This is a genomic window from Sphingobacteriaceae bacterium (assembly GCA_002319075.1).
Lineage (GTDB): Bacteria > Bacteroidota > Bacteroidia > B-17B0 > Aurantibacillaceae > Aurantibacillus.
Genome location: NVQB01000001.1, coordinates 1,291,902 through 1,312,429 on the forward strand (window position 1 = coordinate 1,291,902; position 20,528 = coordinate 1,312,429).

The 20,528-nt window shown below is 38.7% G+C and carries 21 protein-coding genes; 16 read left to right on the plus strand and 5 right to left on the minus strand.

Annotated features, from left to right (window positions below):
• Positions 1 to 118: 118 nt before the first annotated feature.
• The 10 genes from lnt (at position 119) to CNR22_05910 (ending at position 10,113) form a co-directional block, all read left to right on the plus strand.
• A complete protein-coding gene (lnt, locus tag CNR22_05865) occupies positions 119 to 1,726 on the plus strand; it encodes an apolipoprotein N-acyltransferase (protein ID PBQ31308.1) in 1,608 nt (535 codons plus the stop codon).
• 68 nt (positions 1,727 to 1,794) lie between these two features.
• Complete coding sequence (gene lpdA / locus CNR22_05870) at positions 1,795 to 3,201, plus strand: dihydrolipoyl dehydrogenase (GenBank protein ID PBQ31309.1); 1,407 nt, start codon at positions 1,795 to 1,797, stop codon at positions 3,199 to 3,201.
• Positions 3,202 to 3,271: 70 nt separating this feature from the next.
• Complete coding sequence (gene purE / locus CNR22_05875; GenBank protein ID PBQ31310.1) at positions 3,272 to 3,766, plus strand: 5-(carboxyamino)imidazole ribonucleotide mutase; 495 nt, start codon at positions 3,272 to 3,274, stop codon at positions 3,764 to 3,766.
• Between the two features lie 56 nt (positions 3,767 to 3,822).
• On the plus strand, positions 3,823 to 4,044 hold the full coding sequence (locus CNR22_05880) for a hypothetical protein (protein PBQ31311.1): 222 nt from the start codon (positions 3,823 to 3,825) through the stop codon (positions 4,042 to 4,044).
• 9 nt (positions 4,045 to 4,053) lie between these two features.
• A complete protein-coding gene (locus CNR22_05885; protein ID PBQ31312.1) occupies positions 4,054 to 4,347 on the plus strand; it encodes a hypothetical protein in 294 nt (97 codons plus the stop codon).
• On the plus strand, positions 4,344 to 5,720 hold the full coding sequence (locus tag CNR22_05890) for a peptidase M28 family protein (protein PBQ31313.1): 1,377 nt from the start codon (positions 4,344 to 4,346) through the stop codon (positions 5,718 to 5,720). Before CNR22_05885 ends, CNR22_05890 begins: the two co-directional genes overlap by 4 nt.
• A gap of 60 nt (positions 5,721 to 5,780) precedes the next feature.
• Positions 5,781 to 6,692, plus strand: a complete 912-nt coding sequence (locus CNR22_05895; protein PBQ31314.1) for a hypothetical protein — start codon at positions 5,781 to 5,783, stop codon at positions 6,690 to 6,692.
• A gap of 144 nt (positions 6,693 to 6,836) precedes the next feature.
• On the plus strand, positions 6,837 to 8,036 hold the full coding sequence (gene rocD / locus CNR22_05900; protein PBQ34835.1) for an ornithine--oxo-acid transaminase: 1,200 nt from the start codon (positions 6,837 to 6,839) through the stop codon (positions 8,034 to 8,036).
• Positions 8,037 to 8,042: 6 nt separating this feature from the next.
• Positions 8,043 to 8,924: a hypothetical protein gene (locus CNR22_05905; protein PBQ31315.1), complete on the plus strand. Its 882-nt coding sequence runs from the start codon at positions 8,043 to 8,045 to the stop codon at positions 8,922 to 8,924.
• A gap of 31 nt (positions 8,925 to 8,955) precedes the next feature.
• Positions 8,956 to 10,113, plus strand: coding sequence for an RNA methyltransferase (locus tag CNR22_05910; GenBank protein ID PBQ34836.1), 1,158 nt, complete (start codon positions 8,956 to 8,958; stop codon positions 10,111 to 10,113).
• A gap of 78 nt (positions 10,114 to 10,191) precedes the next feature.
• Here the strand turns inward: CNR22_05910 and CNR22_05915 are convergent, their stop codons facing one another.
• Positions 10,192 to 10,929 carry a hypothetical protein gene (locus tag CNR22_05915; protein PBQ31316.1) on the minus strand — a complete coding sequence of 246 codons (738 nt, stop codon included), beginning with the start codon at positions 10,927 to 10,929 and terminating at the stop codon, positions 10,192 to 10,194.
• A gap of 279 nt (positions 10,930 to 11,208) precedes the next feature.
• A complete protein-coding gene (locus CNR22_05920; GenBank protein ID PBQ31317.1) occupies positions 11,209 to 11,916 on the minus strand; it encodes a 2-phosphosulfolactate phosphatase in 708 nt (235 codons plus the stop codon).
• Positions 11,917 to 12,156: 240 nt separating this feature from the next.
• Between CNR22_05920 and CNR22_05925 the strand changes: the two genes are divergently transcribed.
• The 4 genes from CNR22_05925 to CNR22_05940 are packed head-to-tail and all read left to right on the plus strand — an operon-like array spanning position 12,157 to position 14,724.
• The gene (locus CNR22_05925; GenBank protein PBQ31318.1) at positions 12,157 to 12,738 is read left to right on the plus strand and encodes a phosphoheptose isomerase; all 582 of its coding nucleotides are present in this window, start codon (positions 12,157 to 12,159) and stop codon (positions 12,736 to 12,738) included.
• A gap of 6 nt (positions 12,739 to 12,744) precedes the next feature.
• Positions 12,745 to 13,458 (plus strand): D-glycero-D-manno-heptose 1-phosphate guanosyltransferase, encoded by a 714-nt coding sequence (locus tag CNR22_05930; protein PBQ31319.1) that lies wholly within the window; start codon positions 12,745 to 12,747, stop codon positions 13,456 to 13,458.
• On the plus strand, positions 13,430 to 13,984 hold the full coding sequence (locus tag CNR22_05935) for a phosphatase (protein ID PBQ31320.1): 555 nt from the start codon (positions 13,430 to 13,432) through the stop codon (positions 13,982 to 13,984). The genes CNR22_05930 and CNR22_05935 overlap by 29 nt, the downstream gene beginning before the upstream one ends.
• Complete coding sequence (locus tag CNR22_05940) at positions 13,981 to 14,724, plus strand: glycosyl transferase (GenBank protein PBQ31321.1); 744 nt, start codon at positions 13,981 to 13,983, stop codon at positions 14,722 to 14,724. Before CNR22_05935 ends, CNR22_05940 begins: the two co-directional genes overlap by 4 nt.
• An 11-nt stretch (positions 14,725 to 14,735) precedes the next feature.
• On the opposite strand, the gene CNR22_05945 is transcribed toward CNR22_05940, so the two are convergent.
• Both CNR22_05945 and CNR22_05950 read right to left on the minus strand, forming a co-directional pair.
• Entirely contained in the window at positions 14,736 to 17,759 is a 3,024-nt protein-coding gene (locus CNR22_05945; protein PBQ31322.1) for a hypothetical protein, read from the minus strand.
• A 230-nt stretch (positions 17,760 to 17,989) separates the two neighbouring features.
• Entirely contained in the window at positions 17,990 to 18,286 is a 297-nt protein-coding gene (locus CNR22_05950; protein PBQ31323.1) for a GNAT family N-acetyltransferase, read from the minus strand.
• 131 nt (positions 18,287 to 18,417) lie between these two features.
• Here CNR22_05950 and CNR22_05955 point away from each other — a divergent pair, with 131 nt between their 5' ends.
• Positions 18,418 to 18,951, plus strand: a complete 534-nt coding sequence (locus tag CNR22_05955) for a hypothetical protein (protein PBQ31324.1) — start codon at positions 18,418 to 18,420, stop codon at positions 18,949 to 18,951.
• Positions 18,952 to 18,978: 27 nt separating this feature from the next.
• Here the strand turns inward: CNR22_05955 and CNR22_05960 are convergent, their stop codons facing one another.
• Complete coding sequence (locus CNR22_05960) at positions 18,979 to 19,260, minus strand: hypothetical protein (GenBank protein PBQ31325.1); 282 nt, start codon at positions 19,258 to 19,260, stop codon at positions 18,979 to 18,981.
• 142 nt (positions 19,261 to 19,402) lie between these two features.
• Between CNR22_05960 and CNR22_05965 the strand changes: the two genes are divergently transcribed.
• On the plus strand, positions 19,403 to 20,479 hold the full coding sequence (locus CNR22_05965) for a hypothetical protein (protein PBQ31326.1): 1,077 nt from the start codon (positions 19,403 to 19,405) through the stop codon (positions 20,477 to 20,479).
• Positions 20,480 to 20,528 lie beyond the last annotated feature (49 nt).

Sequence of the window (20,528 nt, forward strand, 5' to 3'; positions counted from 1 at the left end):
TGCAAATATACTGCTAAAGCGGCCAATTCTGTAAATAAATATTAAATAAAATGTGAAGATTTAAACAACGGCTAAATACTTTTCGTTAAAAAAAGCAATAATGGTATCTTAGCCATTTATGAAAAGTAAAATCCACCTTGTTATTTTAAGTTTCATCTCAGCGCTTTTACTTTCCATTTCGTGGTACTGGCACCTGACGATTTGTATATTTTTTGCGTTTGTGCCTCTCTTATTTGTAGAAGACCGGATTTCTTCATCCGGTAATTCTAAAGGCGCAGCGAAATTATTCCCCTACGCTTACCTTTGTTTTTTTACGTGGAATATCCTCGTGACCTGGTGGGTAGTTTACGCGTCTGTAGGTGGCGCTAGTATGGCGTTTCTGGCCAATTCACTATTGATGTCGGCTGTGTTTGTCGTTTTTTCAGTCATTAAAAATCGCCTTAACAAATCATGGGCAATTTGGCTATTGATTCCAATCTGGATTGCATGGGAACATGGCCACACTTTATGGGACCTAACGTGGACCTGGCTAACCATAGGAAATGTTTTTGCGTTTAACACCAACTGGATTCAATGGTACGAATTTACCGGTACCTCTGGCGGAACGCTCTGGGTGCTAGCTACAAACATTTTTATCTTCCAGATTTTAAAAAACAATAGCAAACTTAAAGTCTTTTCAAAACCTATTCTCAAAATTGCCGCACTGATTATCGTTCCTATAGTTATTTCATATACTATTCTTGTAAGCTACACTTTAAAGCAGGCAAACACAACTGTAAAAGAAGACCCCAAAAACGTAGTGGTTGTTCAACCCAATATTGATCCCTACAACGCTAAATTCAGCATGGAATATCAGTCACAGTTTTTAAAAGTAATGGATCTTATACGGGGGAAAGTTACGGATGAAACCGATTTTTTAGTCCTGCCAGAGACCTTTATCACCGATGATCTAGATGAAAGTGCGATCTCAGAATCAGAAGCACTTTACTGGTTCAGGGATAGTTTAATTCGCCGGTTTCCAAACTTAAAAATTGTTACCGGTGGAAATACTTACATTGTTTATGAAAACGAAAAAGACAATACAGCAACCTCGCGCAAAGATTCGCGCACGGGAAAAAATTACGATGTATTTAACAGTGCAGTGTATCTCGACAAAAACGTTGTAGAAGTTTATCATAAATCAAAACTTGTTCCGGGCGTCGAGCAAATGCCCTTTCCTGCGCTGCTAAAGCCTTTGGAAGGACTGGCAATTAACATGGGCGGAACGATGGGGAGCCTAGGCAAACAGGATAAACGTTCCGTATTCAGTGATAGTGCGGCACATACCAGTATTGCGCCCGTTGTGTGTTACGAAAGTGTCTACGCGGATTATGTAACCGGCTACATCCGCAATGGAGCAAATTTTATTTTCATCATTACCAACGACGGCTGGTGGCAGGATACTCCCGGATACATTCAACATTTGAATTATGCGCGTTTAAGAGCTATAGAAAACAGGAGGCAGATCGCACGTTCGGCAAACACCGGCATTAGCTGCTTTATTGATGAATTCGGAACGATTTCGGAAGCAACAAACTGGTGGGAAGAGGCAGTTATTGAAAAAAAGATGCGACCAAACAATGAACTCACTTTTTTTTCACGCTTTGGCGATCTAATTTCGTATACCAGCGTTTTTGCAAGTATGCTATTGATACTCTGGTCCTTATTTTTACGCTTTAAAAAGTAAAAACCTCTCACAAAAAAACCGTAAATTCACCCTGATTTTTTAAGTGCTAATTAATAGACAATTTATATATGGAAAAATTTGATGTAACCATTATTGGTGGTGGTCCCGGCGGATATGTAGCCGCAATTCGCTGTGCACAGTTAGGTATGAAAACGGCATTGGTAGAAAAATATCCTTCTTTAGGTGGAACTTGCCTTAACGTGGGTTGCATTCCATCAAAAGCTTTACTGGATTCAAGCGAACATTTTTACAATGCTGTTCATCACTTCGAAGAGCATGGTATCGACATTAAAGCGCCGAAAGTGAATCTGAAACAAATGATTGAACGCAAACGCGGTGTCGTAAAAATGACGGTGGACGGGATCAATTTTTTAATGAAAAAAAATAAGATCACCGTTTATACAGGTCACGGAACTTTTGTAACTAAAAACACTATTGAAGTTGCAAAAGCTGACGGAAGCAAAGAACAAATTGAAACTGGAAAAACAATTATTGCAACGGGGTCAAAGCCTTCTTCCTTACCAGGAATTGAAATTGACAAAAAACGTGTAATTACTTCCACCGAAGCATTAGAAATGACCGAAGTCCCTAAAAACCTTATCATTATTGGTGGCGGCGTTATCGGACTAGAATTAGGAAGCGTTTACGGCCGCTTAGGAAGCAAAGTAACGGTGGTTGAATTTATGGATCGCATCATTCCTGGAATGGATGGCGCCTTGAGTAAAGAGTTAACCCGCGTACTTAAAAAGAATTTAGGATTTGAATTCTTAATGAAACATAAAGTTACCGGTGTAAAAGCAAGCGCCAAAGAGGTAACCGTTACCGCATTAAATGCAAAAGATGAACCTATAGAAATTAAAGGCGACTACTGTTTAGTTTCAGTGGGACGTAAACCTTACACGGATAATTTAGGTCTTGAAAAAATAGGCGTAAAACTAGATAACCGTGGACGAATTGAAACAGACGATCATCTGAAAACCAGTGTGGATGGCATTTACGCTATTGGTGATGTTGTGAAAGGTGCTATGTTGGCTCACAAAGCGGAAGAAGAAGGAACCTATGTGGCTGAGCAATTAGCCGGACAAAAACCACATATCAATTACAACTTGATTCCAGGTGTTGTTTACACATGGCCTGAAGTTGCTGCAGTAGGATTTACCGAAGAGCAATTAAAAGAGCAAGGAAAAAAATACAGGGTTGGTTCATTTCCTTTTAAAGCAAGCGGAAGAGCAAGAGCGAGTATGGATACAGATGGTTTTGTAAAAGTATTGGCCGATGAAGCTACAGATGAAATTTTGGGTGTACACATGATCGGTCCGCGCACCGCAGACATGATTGCTGAAGCCGTGGTAGCCATGGAATACAGGGCGAGTGCAGAAGATATAAGCAGAATGAGTCACGCGCACCCTACTTTTACAGAAAGTATGAAGGAAGCCTGTCTTGATGCTACAGGAAAAAGAGCAATACATATTTAACCTCTCGACTGCACCCGATCTGACATCAACTGTTTGTCTTTTCGAGTGTGGTTGAAATCCAAATAAAAAAATGATGAGCAATCCAAAAGTTGGAATTATAATGGGAAGTAACAGCGATTTGCCAACTATGCAGGCCGCTGCGGACATCCTGAAACAGTTTGATATCGCTTATGAAATCGACGTTGTTTCAGCGCATCGCACTCCAGAAAAAATGTTTGACTATGCCAAAAGCGCTCATGGCAGAGGTTTGCAGGTTATTATTGCCGGAGCCGGCGGTGCCGCGCACTTACCGGGAATGGTTGCTTCTTTAACTCCTTTACCGGTTATCGGTGTGCCAGTAAAAAGCAGCAACAGTATTGATGGTTGGGATAGCTTATTAAGCATAGTACAAATGCCTAATGGTGTTCCGGTTGCCACGGTAGCAGTTAACGCTTCGCAGAACGCCGGAATTTTAGCAGCACAAATAATTGGGTGCTCCGATAAAGTTATACTGGATAAAATGATTTCTTTTAAAGAAGGCTTGAAAGAAAAAGTATTGCAGGCGAGTAAGGAGATGAAGAAATAAATTTGTGATAGTTTATTCAGCCTGGATATTTCCTACATTTGAATACAGGCCTTACCATGCGGAAATTTCTTTTTTTTTCTTTACCCTTGATAATCTTTTCGTGCAAACGAAATTATACCTGCCATTGTCAGACGGTAGATAAGAATAAGCAGGTTTTGGAAGAAGCAGAAATGAAAGTAAAATCAAAAGATTCAAAACGCGCATATCTAGATTGTTTAAACGAGTATATAAGTAAAGCCAGTAGACAGGGCGAAGAAATCCAATGCGATGTTCAATAACTTTTTAAAGTGGCAAAAAAAAACAATCTCATAAAGCTTGGCGATGCCATTAACCAGATTTTCAAACAGGAAAAACTGGATATTAAAATTTCTCAATTCTCAGTGAAGAACGGTTGGAAAGAGATTGTAGGGGATATGATTGCCAATAGCACGACCGAAATCTTCTTCAATGAAAAAGTTATTTTTATTACGCTTAACTCTGCGGCTTTAAAACATGAACTTACTTTCAGACGCGAGGAATTAATAAATGCCATCAACAAATTTTGTGGCTATAAGCTTGTAGATACAATTGTAATCCGATGAAATATCTTTTTATTTTTTTAAGTCTGGGATTTTTTAAACCGGTTGTTTTTTCGCAAAACCAGGATTCACTTGTTATACGCAAGATCTACGATCATTATCTCACAAAAAGCAGGTGTTATTCAAATCTCGAAGAACTCACTACAAAAATAGGCGGACGGTTAAGTGGAAGTCCCCAGGCCGCGCAAGCCGTTGAGTGGGCCAAAAAGGCGATGTATGCAGCAGGCGCTGATACGGTTATTCTTCAACCTTGTATGGTGCCGCATTGGGTAAGAGGAGCAAAAGAAAAATGTTCATTTACCTCCGCTAAATCAAAAACGCCGATCTCACTTAAGTGTATTGCGCTCGGAAGTTCGGTAGGCACAGGTGCAAAAGGAGTCAAGGCACAGGTTATCCAGGTAAAAAGTTTTGAAGATCTTGAGAGGCTAGGTGAAAAAAATATCAAAGGAAAAATAGTTTTTTACAATGTATTTTTTGACCAGACAAAAATTCGTACCGGAAATGCTTATGGCGAAACGGTGAAGTTTAGGGCCCGGGGTGCGAGTTATGCTGCCAAATACGGTGCTGTGGCATGCCTTGTGCGCAGTATGACTTCCGTTGCCGACGACGAGCCTCACACAGGAAACATGGCTTACGACACCACTATTTCCAAAATAAAAATTGCTGCAGTAGCTTTGAGTTATAAAGCTGCCGACCTTTTACTCGAAGGACTTTCGAAAGACAATGATGTGCTTGTTTATCTTGAAACGCATTGCGAAAAGTTACCCGACGCTCCCTCTTTTAACGTGGTAGGACAAATTAACGGAAGCGAAAAACCAAATGAATTTATCATTGCCGGTGGTCACCTCGACAGCTGGGATAATGGCCAGGGCGCGCATGACGATGGCGCCGGCATAGTGCAATGCGTAGAGATTTTATCTGCGTTTAAACAATCAGGCATTCGCCCTAAACATTCAATAAGAGCTGTAGCTTTTATGAATGAAGAAAATGGTTTGGCAGGAGGAAATGCTTATGCAAAATTCGCTAAGGAAAAAAACGAAAAACACATTGCCGCTTTAGAAGCAGATGCAGGAGGTTACACTCCAAGAGGTTTTCTGGTAGACACGGCAAAAGGATTATACAAGCAAGTTAGCGGCTGGAAAGCCTTATTTCATCCTTATCTTATAGATCGTGTTGAAATGGAAGGCGGTGGGGCTGACCTCAACGCTTTGGCAAACTCTGGAGTTCCCTGCATAGGATTTGAGCCCGATACTCAAAGATACTTCGACATTCATCACACAGCTGCTGATACCTTCGACAAAATAAATAAGCGTGAACTGGAACTCAGTGGCGCCGCTATTGCAGCCCTGCTTTACCTTTTAGATGCATATAACTGATCTTTAAAAAAGCACCTCTACTGGCATTAAATTTGAAGTTAGTTTTAAGATTCTGATTTCATGTTTTTAGTAAAAAAATCTTTTGCGCTTCGCTCAAAAAGCTTCCTCTTTTTTTGCGTAGGACTCTTTACTTTCTCTTCCGTTTTTTCTCAAAGAAATTATGAAGCAAAATCTTTTATCTACAATACACTGATTGGAGGCATCTCAAGTGGTATTGGAGCGCTCATCAATAAACATAAAGACGAAAAACCATTAAGAGCATTTACAAAAGGTTTTACGATTGGCTGCGGCGGAGGCGCGGTTATGTATGCCGGAAAAAAAAGCAACATACTCATTGCCCGTCAAAAAAACATAGGTTATGCCTGGCTATCACGTGGCATTTTTAGTGCAGGAAATTCAATAGTCGAAAATGCTTCGGCTAATCGTTTGTGGTATTCGCAGTGGCATTATGATTTAGGATTTGTGCGGCTGGAGTTAAAAACAAATGGCAAAACTACCCTGATTCCAAAGCTTTTACCTTCAGCTTTCGGAGCATTCGCGTTCACTGCCCTACACGGACATTTAAATGCAATTGCGAGTTTAGAATGCGGAACCTTTATATTTGAAAATGTAAAGATTAGTTACGCACCCTACCTGGTTGGTTCCACTACTGGAAATAACGTTTTGTTCGTTGATTCGCTCCGAACAACCGAAAGATATCATGAAGTCTTTGCACACGAAATGGTTCATACCTGCCAGTTCCAGGAGCTCTCAGGCTTTAATTATTACTTTAATCCACTCACAACAAGGTGGAAAGAAAAGTCGTCCATGTTCAGAAAGATCAGCAAGTATGTTTACGGAGACATTAACTATGAACTTATGCTTATTAATTATTTTTTTGTGCAAGGAAGTATTATAAAAAACCGGTATTGCAGCAATTTTCTCGAAAATGAAGCGGAGGTTCTCACTACCGGAAGAATTTCTTGTCCCTGATTAAAATTTAAGTTTAAAGCGTAGAACTCTCTGCTTTTCACTGGGGCCTTAGTGTCTCAAAGGCCATATAATTGGCCCTTTTTGCGTATATTTACCTATTAATTTAAAACTATGACTGAGACTGCAACTAAGAGCGCGCATTTAATGGAATTAGAAGACAATTATGGAGCCCATAATTATCATCCTATTCCAGTTGTATTAGAAAAAGGAGAAGGTGTGTTTGTGTGGGATGTGGAAGGAAAAAAGTATTTTGATTTTCTTGCAGCATATAGCGCAGTAAACCAGGGACATTGTCACCCGCGTATTGTAAAGGCCTTAACAACACAAGCTCAAAAACTGACCTTAACTTCCCGTGCATTTTATAATTCTGTGCTTGGCGAATACGAAAAATACATTACTTCTTATTTTGGTTACGATAAAGTTTTGCCCATGAATACCGGCGTTGAAGGTGGCGAAACCGCTTTAAAACTGGCACGTCGCTGGGCTTACGATGTTAAGGGAGTAAAAGAAAATAAAGCGAAAATGGTTTTCGCCAAAGGAAATTTTTGGGGAAGAACATTAGCAGCCATTTCTGCAAGTAACGATCCAAGCAGTACCAATGGCTTTGGTCCATTTTTACCAGGCTACGAATTAATAGATTATAACGATTTACAGGCCTTAGAAAATGCCATTAAAGATCCCAACACAGCTGCGTTTATGGTAGAGCCCATACAGGGCGAAGCCGGAGTTGTAGTTCCTGACGAAGGGTATTTAAAAGGTGTTCGCGATCTGTGTACAAAATATAATGTACTATTTATCGCCGATGAAGTTCAGACAGGTTTGGCCAGAACAGGAAAAATGCTTGCCTGTGATCATGAAGATGTGAAGCCTGATATTTTGGTTTTGGGTAAAGCTTTGAGCGGTGGTTTAATGCCCGTAAGCGCAGTTCTTGCAAACAATGAAGTGATGCTTACTATTAAACCAGGCGAACATGGCAGTACTTACGGCGGAAACCCTCTTGCTTGTGCCGTAGCAATGGAAGCTCTCAAAGTTTTAAAAGAGGAAAAACTTGCTGAAAACTCTGAAAAACTGGGAATCGTATTTAGAAGTGAAATGAATAAGTTGAAAGACGAGTGTGATGTTATTACACTTGTTCGCGGACGCGGTTTATTCAACGCTATTGTTATAAAAGAAAAAAATGGTAAAACAGCATGGGACGTTTGTGTAAAATTTGCTGAAGAAGGTTTGCTTGCAAAACCCACGCATGGAGATATTATCCGTTTCGCTCCACCGCTTGTTATTACCGAAGCGCAACTCATGGAATGCGTTGCCATTATTCGTAAAGTTATTTTATCTTTTGCCTGAGTTTAAATGATCACTTACAATCCAAAAGACTGGTTTAAACTTATTGTTCATTTTCACAAATCAGATACCTTTCGTATTCTGTTTCCAACCATGTCGTTGCTTGGAGCAATTACCTGGGTGATCTGTATTATTGAAAAGAAGTTTTTAACCATAGAAATTCCAACCTTAACTATCTTTCACCAGATAGCTGGTTTTATAATCTCGATGGTTTTGGTTTTTCGTATTAACACCGCTTACGATCGCTGGTGGGAAGGCCGGAAACTGTGGGGCGCACTGGTTAATAATACCCGTAACCTGGCTATGAAACTTCACGCTTTTATACCTGCAAATGATTTAAAAACGCGGCAAGAATTTTTCTACCTAATTACAAATTTCCCTTTCGCCCTTAAAGAGCATTTGAGAAATAATGTAACTAATGAGGATATAAAATTTACACCGGCCCTAACAGAGCAAGCTTATACCAAAACATCTCATAAGCCAAATTACATAGCCCGCCAGCTTGGAACCTATACTTTAGAATTCACGAAGAATACAATTCATTCGCCAAACGACTTCCTGGTATTGAGTGAAAACATCAATCAATTTACAGATATATGCGGAGCGTGTGAGCGGATTAAAAGAACGCCTATTCCCTACTCCTACAGTATTTTTATTAAGAAAATTATTTTTCTATATATTATTACCATGCCCATTTCTTTTGGATTAACCATTGGCTACTGGGCAATTCCAATTGTAATGATCATGTTTTATGCATTTGCTTCTCTTGAAATTATCAGTGAAGAAATTGAAGATCCCTTTGGAACAGACTCCAACGACCTACCCACAGATGAAATGTCGGTAAGAATTAAAGAAAACGTACGCGAAATATTATTAGGAGATGAAGATTAATTACGACTACAACCACACAGGTGACTTTGAAATGAAAGTAACCACTTTTTTTGGCCTCGAAGAAATTCTTGCAAAAGAACTTCTGCAGCTTGGTGGAAAAGAAATAACAGAATTTAAAAGAGGTGTTTCCGTTGTGGGTGATATCGGTTTTTTATACAAGGCAAATCTTTGTTTACACACGGCGTTAAAAGTTATTATTCCTATCACAAAATTTACTGCCGACAATGAGCAGGAACTTTACGACAACATTAAGTCTATTGACTGGGAGCGTTTTATTTCCAACAGCGATACCCTTATGGTGGAAAGCGTTTTAAATTCGGAGATCTTTACCCACAGTCAGTTTGTTTCTCAAAAAGTTAAAGACGGCATTGTAGATCGTTTCCGCGATAAAACCGGTAAACGTCCCGATGTTGATCTCTTACATCCGGCATTTAAACTTTACGTTCACATTTATAAAAATGAAGTTTCGTTAAATATTGATAGCAGCGGAGATCCTTTATACAAAAGAGGGTATCGTTCCGATATTAATGAAGCTCCAATGAAAGAAGTACTTGCTGCAGGACTTGTGAAATTAGCAGGGTGGGAAAGGCATCACCTGCTTGTGGATGGAATGTGCGGTGCAGGCACCATTGCCATTGAAGCGGCACTCTGGGCAAACAATATTCCCCCGGGATATTACCGCAATGAATTTGGTTTTATGCGTTGGAGAAATTTTGACGAGAAAACTTACGATACCATTTTCGATAGTGCCATTAATAAGATCAGAAATGATAAGGTAGAAATTATTGCAAACGATATTGATTTTCCAACGCTTAAGAAAGCAAAAATAAATACCAAAAATGCGAAAGTGGATGATGTGATAAACTGCACGCAGGAATCTTTTTTTGATATGACTCCTCCGCGTCAGGCAGGTGTCGTTATTTTGAATCCCCCGTATGGAGAAAGAATGCCGGTTCCGGAAATTGAAAACATGTACAAAGAAATTGGAAATAAATTAAAAAAAGATTTCAAAGGTTTTAGTGCATGGATCATTACCAGTAGTCCCGAAGCCATTAAGAGCATAGGATTGCGACCATCGAGAAGAATACAGATTTTTAACGGGTCTTTGGAGTGTCGTTATTTGAAGTTTGACTTGTATGATGGAAGTAAAAAAGCCGTAAAAAATCCTGACACGATGGTTAAAAGATAATTTTAATTTAGCGTTGAAAGCTGGTGCTCTAAGAAGCTTTAGTTTGCTCTCCTCATTTTATTAGATTCCTCCTTCCATTTAAAAAACGCGGAACCGTTTAAAGAGGTCGTCTCTTTTTCTTACCGAAACAGGAATATCTTCGCCATTAGAAAGCGTAACGTGACTGGTATCCCGCGAATAAGAAACAATCGAATCTAAATTTACAAGATACGAATGATGGATCCTCACAAATGAGGCAGTCATGGCTGTTTCAAATTCTTTTAGATTTTTATATGAAGTGTAAAAATCTTTTGTGTTTACATGAATTTCTGAATGTTTACCTAAAGCCTTTATAAAAACAATATCCTTTTTATCCAGCGCGATCAATTTGTTTTTATAATTAATCATCAAAGGCGTTTCAGATTCGTTCTTAGCTTTCACTAACTCTCCTTTCAGACCTACAAACTTTGCAGAGGCGTCTTTTGAACACAGTTTCATTACTTTTTTAACTGCATTTACAAATTCAGACTCGTTAAGTGGTTTTAGCAGGTAATCCACTACGCTATATTTAAAAGCTTCGATAGCATAATCTTTATAAGCCGTTACAACAATTACATATATAAAATCTTTTATCTCCTTAAGCACATCGAAACCCACCCCGTCTTTTAACTCCATATCTAAAAAAACAACATCGTATTCAGACGAATTTATTAACTCGACAGCATTACCAACCGAGGCCGATTCTTCTATAGTTTCAATCTGAGAAAAATGTTTTTCTAAACAAGTTCTAAGATAAAGGCGATTGACCTTGTGATCGTCTATTATTAAGGCTTTCATAAATTGAAGTTCAGATTGAGTGCATCCTAAACTAATCAAAATCAGACGAAATCCACCACCATTTTAGCTGGATTAAGAGTTAAACACTTATTCTAAAAATATAACAGTTATTCCAAATGCAGGGCAGATAAGGGACGATAACACCCGATTTAAGGTAAAATTTTCTCCTAAATATGTTAAAAAGAGATTAAAAAAACAGGTGAAAAATCGACCAATTTTTAATTTGTCCTATAAAAACTTAGACGTACTACTACGCGCGTTTACACTTTAGAATTCCTTTTATCCTTTCACGAGAAACTTCCTGTCCATGATGGGAATTACCGGGCACTGATTCGGAGTTAAGCAATATTTAATATCCCGTTCAAGATCCAGCTTTTCAAGACGATTGCGATGAGATGAATGTGCAAGAAAACCGTAAAGGTCATGCTTTGCCAGTTTGTAGAGTTCCATAGCAGCTATGGCCGAGTCGCAGGCGGAATTAAACCCGTATTTATAAATGAGCTGCTCTGCTACTGCGCCGGCGTATAAAGTATCCTCGAGGTTAAATTTATTTTTCCATCCCGCGCAGAGAAACACAACATCCTTCTTTTCTTTTTTTAAAAACTCAATAACGGCGTCAAGATTTAAAAAGCTACCGATAATGACTTTGTGAGCATCTTTTGCTACAGAAATTGCTTGCGTTCCATTAGTAGTTGTAATGGCAATAGTTTTTCCTTTTACTTTGGCGTTCATATACCCAAAAGGACTGTTGCCAAGATCGAAGCCTTGTACTATTTCACCATCTCTTTCAGCTGCTACGAGATACCCTTGTTCCTTATAGGATTGAGCTTCCTCAACGGTAGCAACGGGAATCATTTTGGTAACGCCATTAAAAAAAGCTGTAGTGATAGCAGAAGAAGCTCTTAAAATATCAATGACAACAACAATGGAATTGGAATTATGGAATAAGGGGTAAGAAAGTGGGCTAAAACAAACTTCAATATTCATATTCAGTTTTTAAAAAAAGATCGATAACCCGTTAGTTCAAAATACACAGGCTTAGTCACTAACAAACATAAGGTTTTTTATGATTATTGTAAAATTACAATTTGTAACTCTTGCTTGTTTCGGAAGCTTATGCTAACAAAGCTTGCAGAAGGGCCAGCTGAGAAAAGAAATCCCCAGTGGGTCTCAAAATTTGTGCCGGGCGCCTCTGTTTTGTCACTAAAAAATACATAAATTTAAACCATGATAGATTTTATTAAATCAAAAATTCAGACGTCGATTGATCTGAAAACGTCTTTACTAAACAATACTCAAATTTTAACTGCTGTAGATGCAATTGTTAAAGAAATTTGTACCAGCTATAAAAACCAAGGGAAAGTACTTTGGTGCGGAAACGGTGGTAGCGCAGCAGACTCTCAACACCTGGCCGCTGAGTTAAGCGGGAGATTTTATTACGACCGTCCACCACTCTTTTCTGAAGCTTTACATGTAAATACCAGCTACATTACTGCTGTAGCAAATGATTACAGCTACGACATCATATATAGTCGCCTGGTGGAAGCCATGGGTAAAAAGGGAGATGTTCTTTTAGGGCTGAGCACCAGTGGTAACAGCGGTAATGTGATAAAGGCTTTTGAAAAAGCGAACGAAATGGGACTGATAACGATCGGTTTTACCGGCGAAACAGGCGGTAAAATGAAAGACCTTTGCAAATACCTTATTAATATTCCAAGTAAAGACACTCCCAGAATACAGGAATGCCACATGCTTTTAGGACACACTATTTGTGAAATGGTGGAAATAAATTTATTTCCTAAGAACTAATTCTTAATGCTTCAAACAGCAATTATACTGGCCGGGGGATTCGGCACTCGTTTACAAAGCGTTGTGAGTGATCTGCCAAAGCCGATGGCTCCAATAAATGGTGAGCCTTATTTAAATTATCAGCTGAATTATTTAAAGCATTACGGTATTAAGAAAGTAATTTTTTCTTTAGGGTATCTGGCGGAGAAAATTCAAAATTATTATAAATCAAGTTTTAACGGACTTGAAATTGATTACGTTGTAGAGCAAAAACCTTTGGGTACCGGCGGTGGCATACGTATGGCTATGGAACACTGCAAAGACGACTATGCATTAATTTTGAACGGTGATTCTTTTTTCGACATTAATCTTCACGACTATTTCAGATTACATGTGAATGAAGTTTCTGAGTTTTCGTTGGCTCTTAGAAAGGTAGAAAACGCTTCAAGGTATGGCACTATTGAAATAGACGCGAATGACCGAATAACTTCTTTCCGCGAAAAAACAAACGAAAACAAAGCGGGGCTGATAAACGGGGGTGTTTATATTCTGAATAAACAACTTTACCTGGAGTCTACACCTCAAAAAATAAATTTTTCCATTGAAAAAGATTTTTTCGAAAAACAACTCGCTGCCCTGCAAATAAAGGGATTTGAGTTTACTGGATATTTCATAGATATTGGCATTCCGGAAGATTATACAAAAGCACAAAATGACTTTAAAGGATTTACATATAGATAAAAGCTGGACTTTGTTTCTTGATCGTGACGGGGTAATCAATAAAAAGCTCGAGAACGATTACGTGAAACACTGGATAGAATTTGAATTTTTAGAAGGAAGCATTGATGCTGTAAAATACCTTGCCACACTTTTCGGGAAAATTGTTGTGGTTACAAATCAACAGGGAATAGGCAAACGGCTTTACCGTACTGAAGACTTAGAATTGATTCATAAAAACATGCTTTATGAAATTGATTTTTATGGCGGAAAGATTGATAAAGTTTATTTTTCCCCTTACCTCACGGCCGAGAATCACCCTAGCCGCAAACCAGGAATTGGTATGGCTTTAAACGCTCAGAAAGATTTTCCTGAAATTGATTTCAAAAAAAGCATTGTGGTGGGCGATAGTATGAGTGATATGGAATTCGGCAAAAATGCAGGTATGAAAACCATTTTTATCTCCGAAGAAAAACGACAGGATGAAAAAATAGATTTTAATTTTAAATCACTGAATGAGCTGGTAATTACTTTACAAAACACACTTTGAAAATCTCTATTATAACCATTACCTACAACTCTGCTGCAACGCTCGAAGAAACGCTTCTTTCGGTCATTAACCAGACTTACCACGATATAGAATATATTATCGTAGATGGAAAATCAACGGATGACACTTTAAAGATCATAGACAAACACAAGGATAAGATTTCGAAAGTAATTTCCGAAAAAGACAAAGGTTTGTACGATGCGCTGAATAAAGGAATTGATATGGCTACGGGCGACGTGATTGGCATTTTGCACTCCGATGATTTTTACATTGACAACCAGGTGATTGAAAAATACGCGAAAACGTTTTTGAAAAATAATTCTGATTCAGTGTATAGCGATTTGTATTATGTAGATAAAAGTAATACTGACAAAATCATCCGTAAATGGAAAAGCGGAGATTATTCCGAAAAATCCTTTATAAATGGCTGGATGCCACCCCACCCGACTTTCTTCTTAAAGAAAGAAATCTATAAAAAATTCGGCAAGTTTAACACGGATTTTAAAAGTGCCGCTGACTATGAATTGATGTTGCGTTTTATTGAAAAAAATAAAATCAGCATTTCCTATTTACCTGAATATACCGTTAAAATGAGGGTGGGAGGTAAAAGTAATGTGAGTGTGCAAAACCGTGTAAATGCTAATTTTGAAGACCGCAGAGCCTGGGAAATAAATGGCCTTAAGCCAAGGTTTTATACCTTGTACTTAAAGCCATTTCGTAAAATTCTTCAGTTTTTTTAATCCGAACCGGATTATTCTTTGATTAATTTCATTGTTTTGATAGTTTTTCCGGAACCATCTAAAACACTGATAATATACATCCCGTTAGAAATAGTATCTAATTTTATTTTTTCCTCTGAGCTATTTAAAGTTTTTATCAGGACTAATCTGCCTGTAGCATCGGCAATCGCAACACTCGCATTTGCGATTCCGCTATTAACAACTAAATTATCTTTAGCGGGATTTGGATAAATACTTACAGAACTTGCAGGGTTTGTTTTTGCAATGCCTGTGCACTCTTCTACAATTAAAGAGGTTTCAGCAACATTCGAACAAGTTGACCCTGCATCTGTATAAACATAAGATACACTATAGGTGCCAGCACCAAGAGCAGAGGCGCTGAAGACGTTACCGTTCATTCCACTACCCGTATAAATCCCACCAGCAGGACTACCTTGCAGATCTATCTGATCGCCTGCGCAAACAGGTGCGGATGGATTTAAAAGAGTAACAACCGGAGCTGAAACTATAGAAACCTGAACAGGTACTCTTGGACTTGCACACTCTTCTTTAGAAATATTCCAGCCGTAGAAGAAATAGTAGGCGCTGTTGCCAGTGTTGGAAGTAGTAATGTTTACGCACCCACCGATGTTATAGGGATAATTTAAACCAGAAGTAGAACGGTAAAGATTTGTGGCCGAGCCCGTAGCAAGACCTATTCTGTAATTTGCACCAACTGTGAGAGGGCAATTAAGAACAACTGTATTAGCACCTATTGCCAGTGTTACCGTAGTTGTAAAAACAACCTGATTGGCTGAGTTTCTTATTTGGATAACGCGGGCGCCGTTGGTTTGCGCAGACATGATTACTGAATTGAGAACTCCGTTTTGCAATACATCAAAAATCAAGTAATTCGAAGTTCCGCCCCCAATACCACCGCCTGTAGGGCTCAATTTACCCCCCACTACATTGGCAAGGGTAACTGTGTTGGCAGCATAATAGGTAACATTTGTTGTAATTGCAGGCGTCGAAAAAATGCTCCCACTGCCCAGGGGAGCTCCGCCTGTTGGATTCTCGTACCATTTTACGGTAGCATTTCCGGTGGCGGTTAGCACCGCCGAGCCATTCTCACACCCGTTTGCATCAGCTGTAACCGGCGCCGGAATCGGAGGATTAACCACCACATAGGTTGTTTTTGTAATACTATCCAGTAGGTTAGCACATCCGATCACCTTTAACTTTATAGAGTAAGAACCCACGGCCGTGTAAGTATGTGCAGCGTTAGTGCTTGTAGATGCGGAAGAGCCGTCACCAAAATCCCAGGTATAAGATAAACCGTTTGCGGTAGTATTGCTAAAGGTAACTGTAGCAGGAGCTGAACAGAAACTGGTTACATTGGAATAAAAATTCGGAACCAAACCATTTACATAATTTGTACCCACTCCTACCGCGTACCATGCCTTTGTTGTTTGAATAACCTGGTTGCTGCAATCACCATAAAGATCCCTGGCTGCCTGAATGGTTAACAATCTTGCATTTGCATAATTCGTGCTTGGAGTAAAATACACGGTTAGCGCTCTGAAAGCAATTGCCGCTGCATCTGTAAAGCCAATGCCTGAAACCGAATAAGCATTCGAGATATCATTTGTTCCTGATCCTCCAGACGTTAATAAATAAAACCAGTAATTTGCCACACCGCTATTTGTATGCACTCCGCCGTTATCAGCAGTGCCGGTGTAATAGTATGTTCCGCCATAAGTATCCGGATTAAAGAAGGAACTTGGATTCGACATATCTCTCAAACCACCGTTTGTAATATCCTCACCGATTTTCCAACTCCATTGATTTGGTCTTGCATAGTTTTCAATAGATTGTCCGAAAATGTCCGAGAAGGCTTCATTTAAAGCACCAGACTCGTTACTGTAAGTTAGATTTCCTGAGTTTGAAGTAAGGCCATGTGTAATTTCATGACCACAAACATCCAGACCTGTAAAGATTGTGTATCCGCTACCACCATCACCATAGGTCATGCGGTTGCCATCCCAAAAAGCGTTGGTATAACCTACAGTGTAATGCACATAACTTAATAATTTAAAGCCAGCGTTGTTAATACTGTTTCTATTGTGTTCGTTTAAATAATAATCGTAAGTCATTTCAGCTCCCCAATGAGCGTCTGTAGCTCCCTGGTCTACACCTGTGCTTGTCCAGTTACTTGTAGTATTTGTAAAATCGCTGGCTGAACTATAGCTTACTGTATTTTTTAAATTGTAGGTTTCAATACCCAAACCTCTTTGCGTTTCTCTTAAGCGATAAAGAGTTCCGGTATTATCCACCGTCATATTTTGATTACCACTGTATTTTGTTACGGCTGTACCTGGTACGTCAGCAGTGCAAATCAGGTTTTGTTCGTCTAACACTTTTCCTGTAGAAGCATCAACAAATACGTTTGCGCGGTAGAGCGGCACCTCTGCATAAATATTAAAACAATAAGTATTAAACAACTTACCATCCTTTTCAAGAATCATTTTTTGAGCTACAGGCTTGTATGAAAAAGAAGGGTCATTTAACGCCTCGCGCATGTGACGTTCTTCAGCAACATTTTCCCATTTATATTTTTCAGCATTTACTTTTGCTAAAGCATAAGAAAGTGCCTGCGATTCATTTATAACAAAACTATTTCCGGTAGCATCCACATCAGAAAGATCACCATTCAGCGAAACAAGTTTGCCGTTTTTACAATGAGCGATAATAACCTTATTGGCAAGAGGTATACCGTTTTGCAGAATAGCAAATTTTATGTTTGTGTAACCAATGCCATCTTTTTCAGTTTTCTGTATCGAAACCTTATTTATTCCATTGCCAAAAAGAGTAGTATTCAAAAACGCTTCAAGACCATTTTCGCCGATAGAACGTTTAGCATCTATCTGAGCAAAAGTCAGTTTGTTTTCGGTAGTATAAGAAACATTTTCTGCGTAAGGCAGAAGATTTGAATTTCCTTGTCCAAAAGTGATTTGAGCAAGAAAAAATAAGCATAAAGAACCTACTGTTTTTTTCATGTGTGATTGGTAATTTTTGATTCCACAATGTAGAGAATTTATTATTACGTGCTTTCACATTATACCTCAAAAAACAGCCACTTATACAATTTAACAAATTTGCAGCGACCGGCATTTAAGTCCCAAACTTACCAAAACCCCCTAATTACGAGGCTAACAACGTAGCGTCACCCCAAAAGCGGGAGGAAGACATTAAAAATCAATTAGAACCAAAAGGTGGCGCATAGGAGCTAAAACAGGATGTCTTTATAAAGCTCTGAACCTTCTAACACTTTTTTTGCATAGGGACAAGCAGGAATGATTTTGTAGTTGTTTTTCCGGGCAAAATCAACTGCAGCTTCCACAAGTTTTCTGGCTATTCCCTTACCTTCGTTTTCAGGATTTACCACTGTATGTTCAATACTAAAAACAGTTTCGTCTTTAAAAATATACAGCAGGTTGGCAATACGTTCGCCATTGTTTTCCACATAAAAAATTCCGGAGTTCTCGCGTTTATCATGTTTTACTTCCATGTTTTTTTTAAACAAATTTAGGCTTTTAAGCAGTATGAGAAGCTATTTGCAAATTACAAATGAATCTTACATGTGTAGGTTAGAATAAGGGATCTGTTTTAAATAAGCCTAAATACAACGGATCTTTGATAAACAAAAAACAACTCATGATCTCCCATTTTAAAACACCCGCAAAACTTCTCCTCATTCTGGTTTTAATAGTACAATCTCATTCTTCTTACGCGAGAGGAAAAAAGCAGGATCCTCCAGTTAGGAAAGATAGTTCGACGCATGTTTTATTAAATACAAAAATACTGGTAAATACAAAAAATACCGTGGGCAGCTACAGATTAGAGGTTTTGTACAGAGACATAATAATTAATTCTTTCACCGTTAAAAATAACTCCCCTGTAAGACTTCTGTTAAAAAAAGATTCGCCGTATGTTATCAAAATTTCGAAGAAAGGCTACATACCAAGGTTTATTTGCATCAATACTAACATGCATGAAAAAACGAATAAAAGCATTTATTATTTAAACCTTGAAACGGAATTTATTGCCGCCTCGGCAGCAATGACTTTAGATGATGAAGCCCTTCAGCTGCCGTCTGCTTTGGTATCTTATAATAAAAAGGCCGGTAACTTTGAAAACAACAAAGACTACTCACTTTTTGTTCTGCAAAGAATTTATGCCGGAAAGTAAATTTTCTAAACTCTATGCGCTAACTGACTATTTGCGCAACCAGTTAAAAAATCGCTTATTAATAAAAGGTATGTAAAAGAACGCCATAACAGGTACAAGTATTACACTCACCACTAATGTTCTTAAAGGTGCTGGAAAATCTACCAACATAGGAAGTATTGTAATAGAAATGATAGTGATTGCCGGATAGATAAAGCACCAAACCAGTAAGGCAAATTTCCATTTTTTTGGCATTGAAGGTTGATTCATACGCTTAAATTTTTTTGTAAAAATACGTTTTATAACTAACCGATCGTTTTCACCAAACACTAAAAACGTTCCATTTAAATACTCCTGCCCACTTATCTGGACGGTTTTACGTATAAAAAGCGGGTATAGAAAGCAGGAATTTCTCTGTAAAACGGATATTATTTTTTTGTAGATTTGCTCCCATACCCTAACCCCAAATACTATGAAAAAAATCTACAAACTTTCTTTTTTAATTCTGGTTCTGCAATTTGTAAACGTGCAAATTACCTTTTCCCAGGCGCCGGTAATCAATGCTGTTCAGGGGCAGACAATAGTTTGCTCCACTGGTAATATAGCTGCTGCCGTTTACAGCGTTACTGCAAGCAACAACCCAACGTCTTATTACTGGACAGTTTTTAATGCGTCGGACGGCTCGGCAACTTTCGCGAGTCCAAGTGCCTCATCGACATCCGTTTCCTTTTCAACAACTTCAGGCGTGGCCAGTTTTACCCTCATGTGTGTGGCTTATAACGGATCTGGCGTTAGCTCTCCCATAATGCTTGTTGTGAAAGTATTTGAAACGCCTTCTGTAACTTTTTCAGGTGTTAGCACACTTTGCCAGGGCGGTTCGGGAAACATATCCGCAAGCTCCACAAGCTCTACACTTTTTCAGTCAAGTTCAACAACAATCTTCTGGGCACCTGCAACGGGGCTTAGTTCCACCTCTTCGCCAAGTGTGATTGCTAATCCTCCCGCTACAACAAACTATACAATTCTTACTTCTTTTGGTCCTTGTACCACTACAAACTATTTTTTAGTTACAGTAACTCCAGCACCTTCCGTTAGTGCTATGTTTACACCAAGTGTTATCTGTAAAGGAGAAAAAAGTATTTTAAATCTGAGTGGAACTGCTTTGAGTTATTCGGTTAATGGGGCTTTAACTTCCATCTCATCGAGTTATTCACCTACCCAAAACACCTCTTATACCGTAAATGGCACAGGAACGGGAAGTTGTCAGAGTACGGCAAGTGTTGTTTCCCTGGTTGTAAATCCCTGCACAGGAATTAATGATTACACCGAAGAAAAATCCAGATTGTACATCTATCCTAATCCAAGCAATGGAACTTTTAAGTTGAAATCTGAAACAGATGCCCACGTGGTAATCGTTAATGAACTTGGTCAGCAGGTTAAAACACTTCATCTAAACGCAAGTTCTGAGACTGCAATTAGCGGTTTAAGTGCAGGAATCTACTTTGTGGTCAGCAAAACTGAGAAAAAGAAAATAGTCGTCACTCCATAAATATTAATTTTAATTTTAAAAACCGGTTAAGGCCGGTTTTTTTATTTTT

Coding starts and splice junctions, on each gene's coding strand:
- CNR22_05925 (PBQ31318.1), top strand. CDS start 12,157: ATGATAGATTTTATTAAATCAAAAATTCAGACGTCGATTGATCTGAAA.
- CNR22_05880 (PBQ31311.1), top strand. CDS start 3,823: ATGCGGAAATTTCTTTTTTTTTCTTTACCCTTGATAATCTTTTCGTGC.
- lpdA (PBQ31309.1), top strand. CDS start 1,795: ATGGAAAAATTTGATGTAACCATTATTGGTGGTGGTCCCGGCGGATAT.
- rocD (PBQ34835.1), top strand. CDS start 6,837: ATGGAATTAGAAGACAATTATGGAGCCCATAATTATCATCCTATTCCA.
- CNR22_05930 (PBQ31319.1), top strand. CDS start 12,745: ATGCTTCAAACAGCAATTATACTGGCCGGGGGATTCGGCACTCGTTTA.
- CNR22_05965 (PBQ31326.1), top strand. CDS start 19,403: ATGAAAAAAATCTACAAACTTTCTTTTTTAATTCTGGTTCTGCAATTT.
- CNR22_05890 (PBQ31313.1), top strand. CDS start 4,344: ATGAAATATCTTTTTATTTTTTTAAGTCTGGGATTTTTTAAACCGGTT.
- purE (PBQ31310.1), top strand. CDS start 3,272: ATGATGAGCAATCCAAAAGTTGGAATTATAATGGGAAGTAACAGCGAT.
- CNR22_05945 (PBQ31322.1), bottom strand. CDS start 17,759: ATGAAAAAAACAGTAGGTTCTTTATGCTTATTTTTTCTTGCTCAAATC.
- CNR22_05920 (PBQ31317.1), bottom strand. CDS start 11,916: ATGAATATTGAAGTTTGTTTTAGCCCACTTTCTTACCCCTTATTCCAT.
- CNR22_05915 (PBQ31316.1), bottom strand. CDS start 10,929: ATGAAAGCCTTAATAATAGACGATCACAAGGTCAATCGCCTTTATCTT.
- lnt (PBQ31308.1), top strand. CDS start 119: ATGAAAAGTAAAATCCACCTTGTTATTTTAAGTTTCATCTCAGCGCTT.
- CNR22_05935 (PBQ31320.1), top strand. CDS start 13,430: ATGACTTTAAAGGATTTACATATAGATAAAAGCTGGACTTTGTTTCTT.
- CNR22_05905 (PBQ31315.1), top strand. CDS start 8,043: ATGATCACTTACAATCCAAAAGACTGGTTTAAACTTATTGTTCATTTT.
- CNR22_05895 (PBQ31314.1), top strand. CDS start 5,781: ATGTTTTTAGTAAAAAAATCTTTTGCGCTTCGCTCAAAAAGCTTCCTC.
- CNR22_05910 (PBQ34836.1), top strand. CDS start 8,956: ATGAAAGTAACCACTTTTTTTGGCCTCGAAGAAATTCTTGCAAAAGAA.
- CNR22_05955 (PBQ31324.1), top strand. CDS start 18,418: ATGATCTCCCATTTTAAAACACCCGCAAAACTTCTCCTCATTCTGGTT.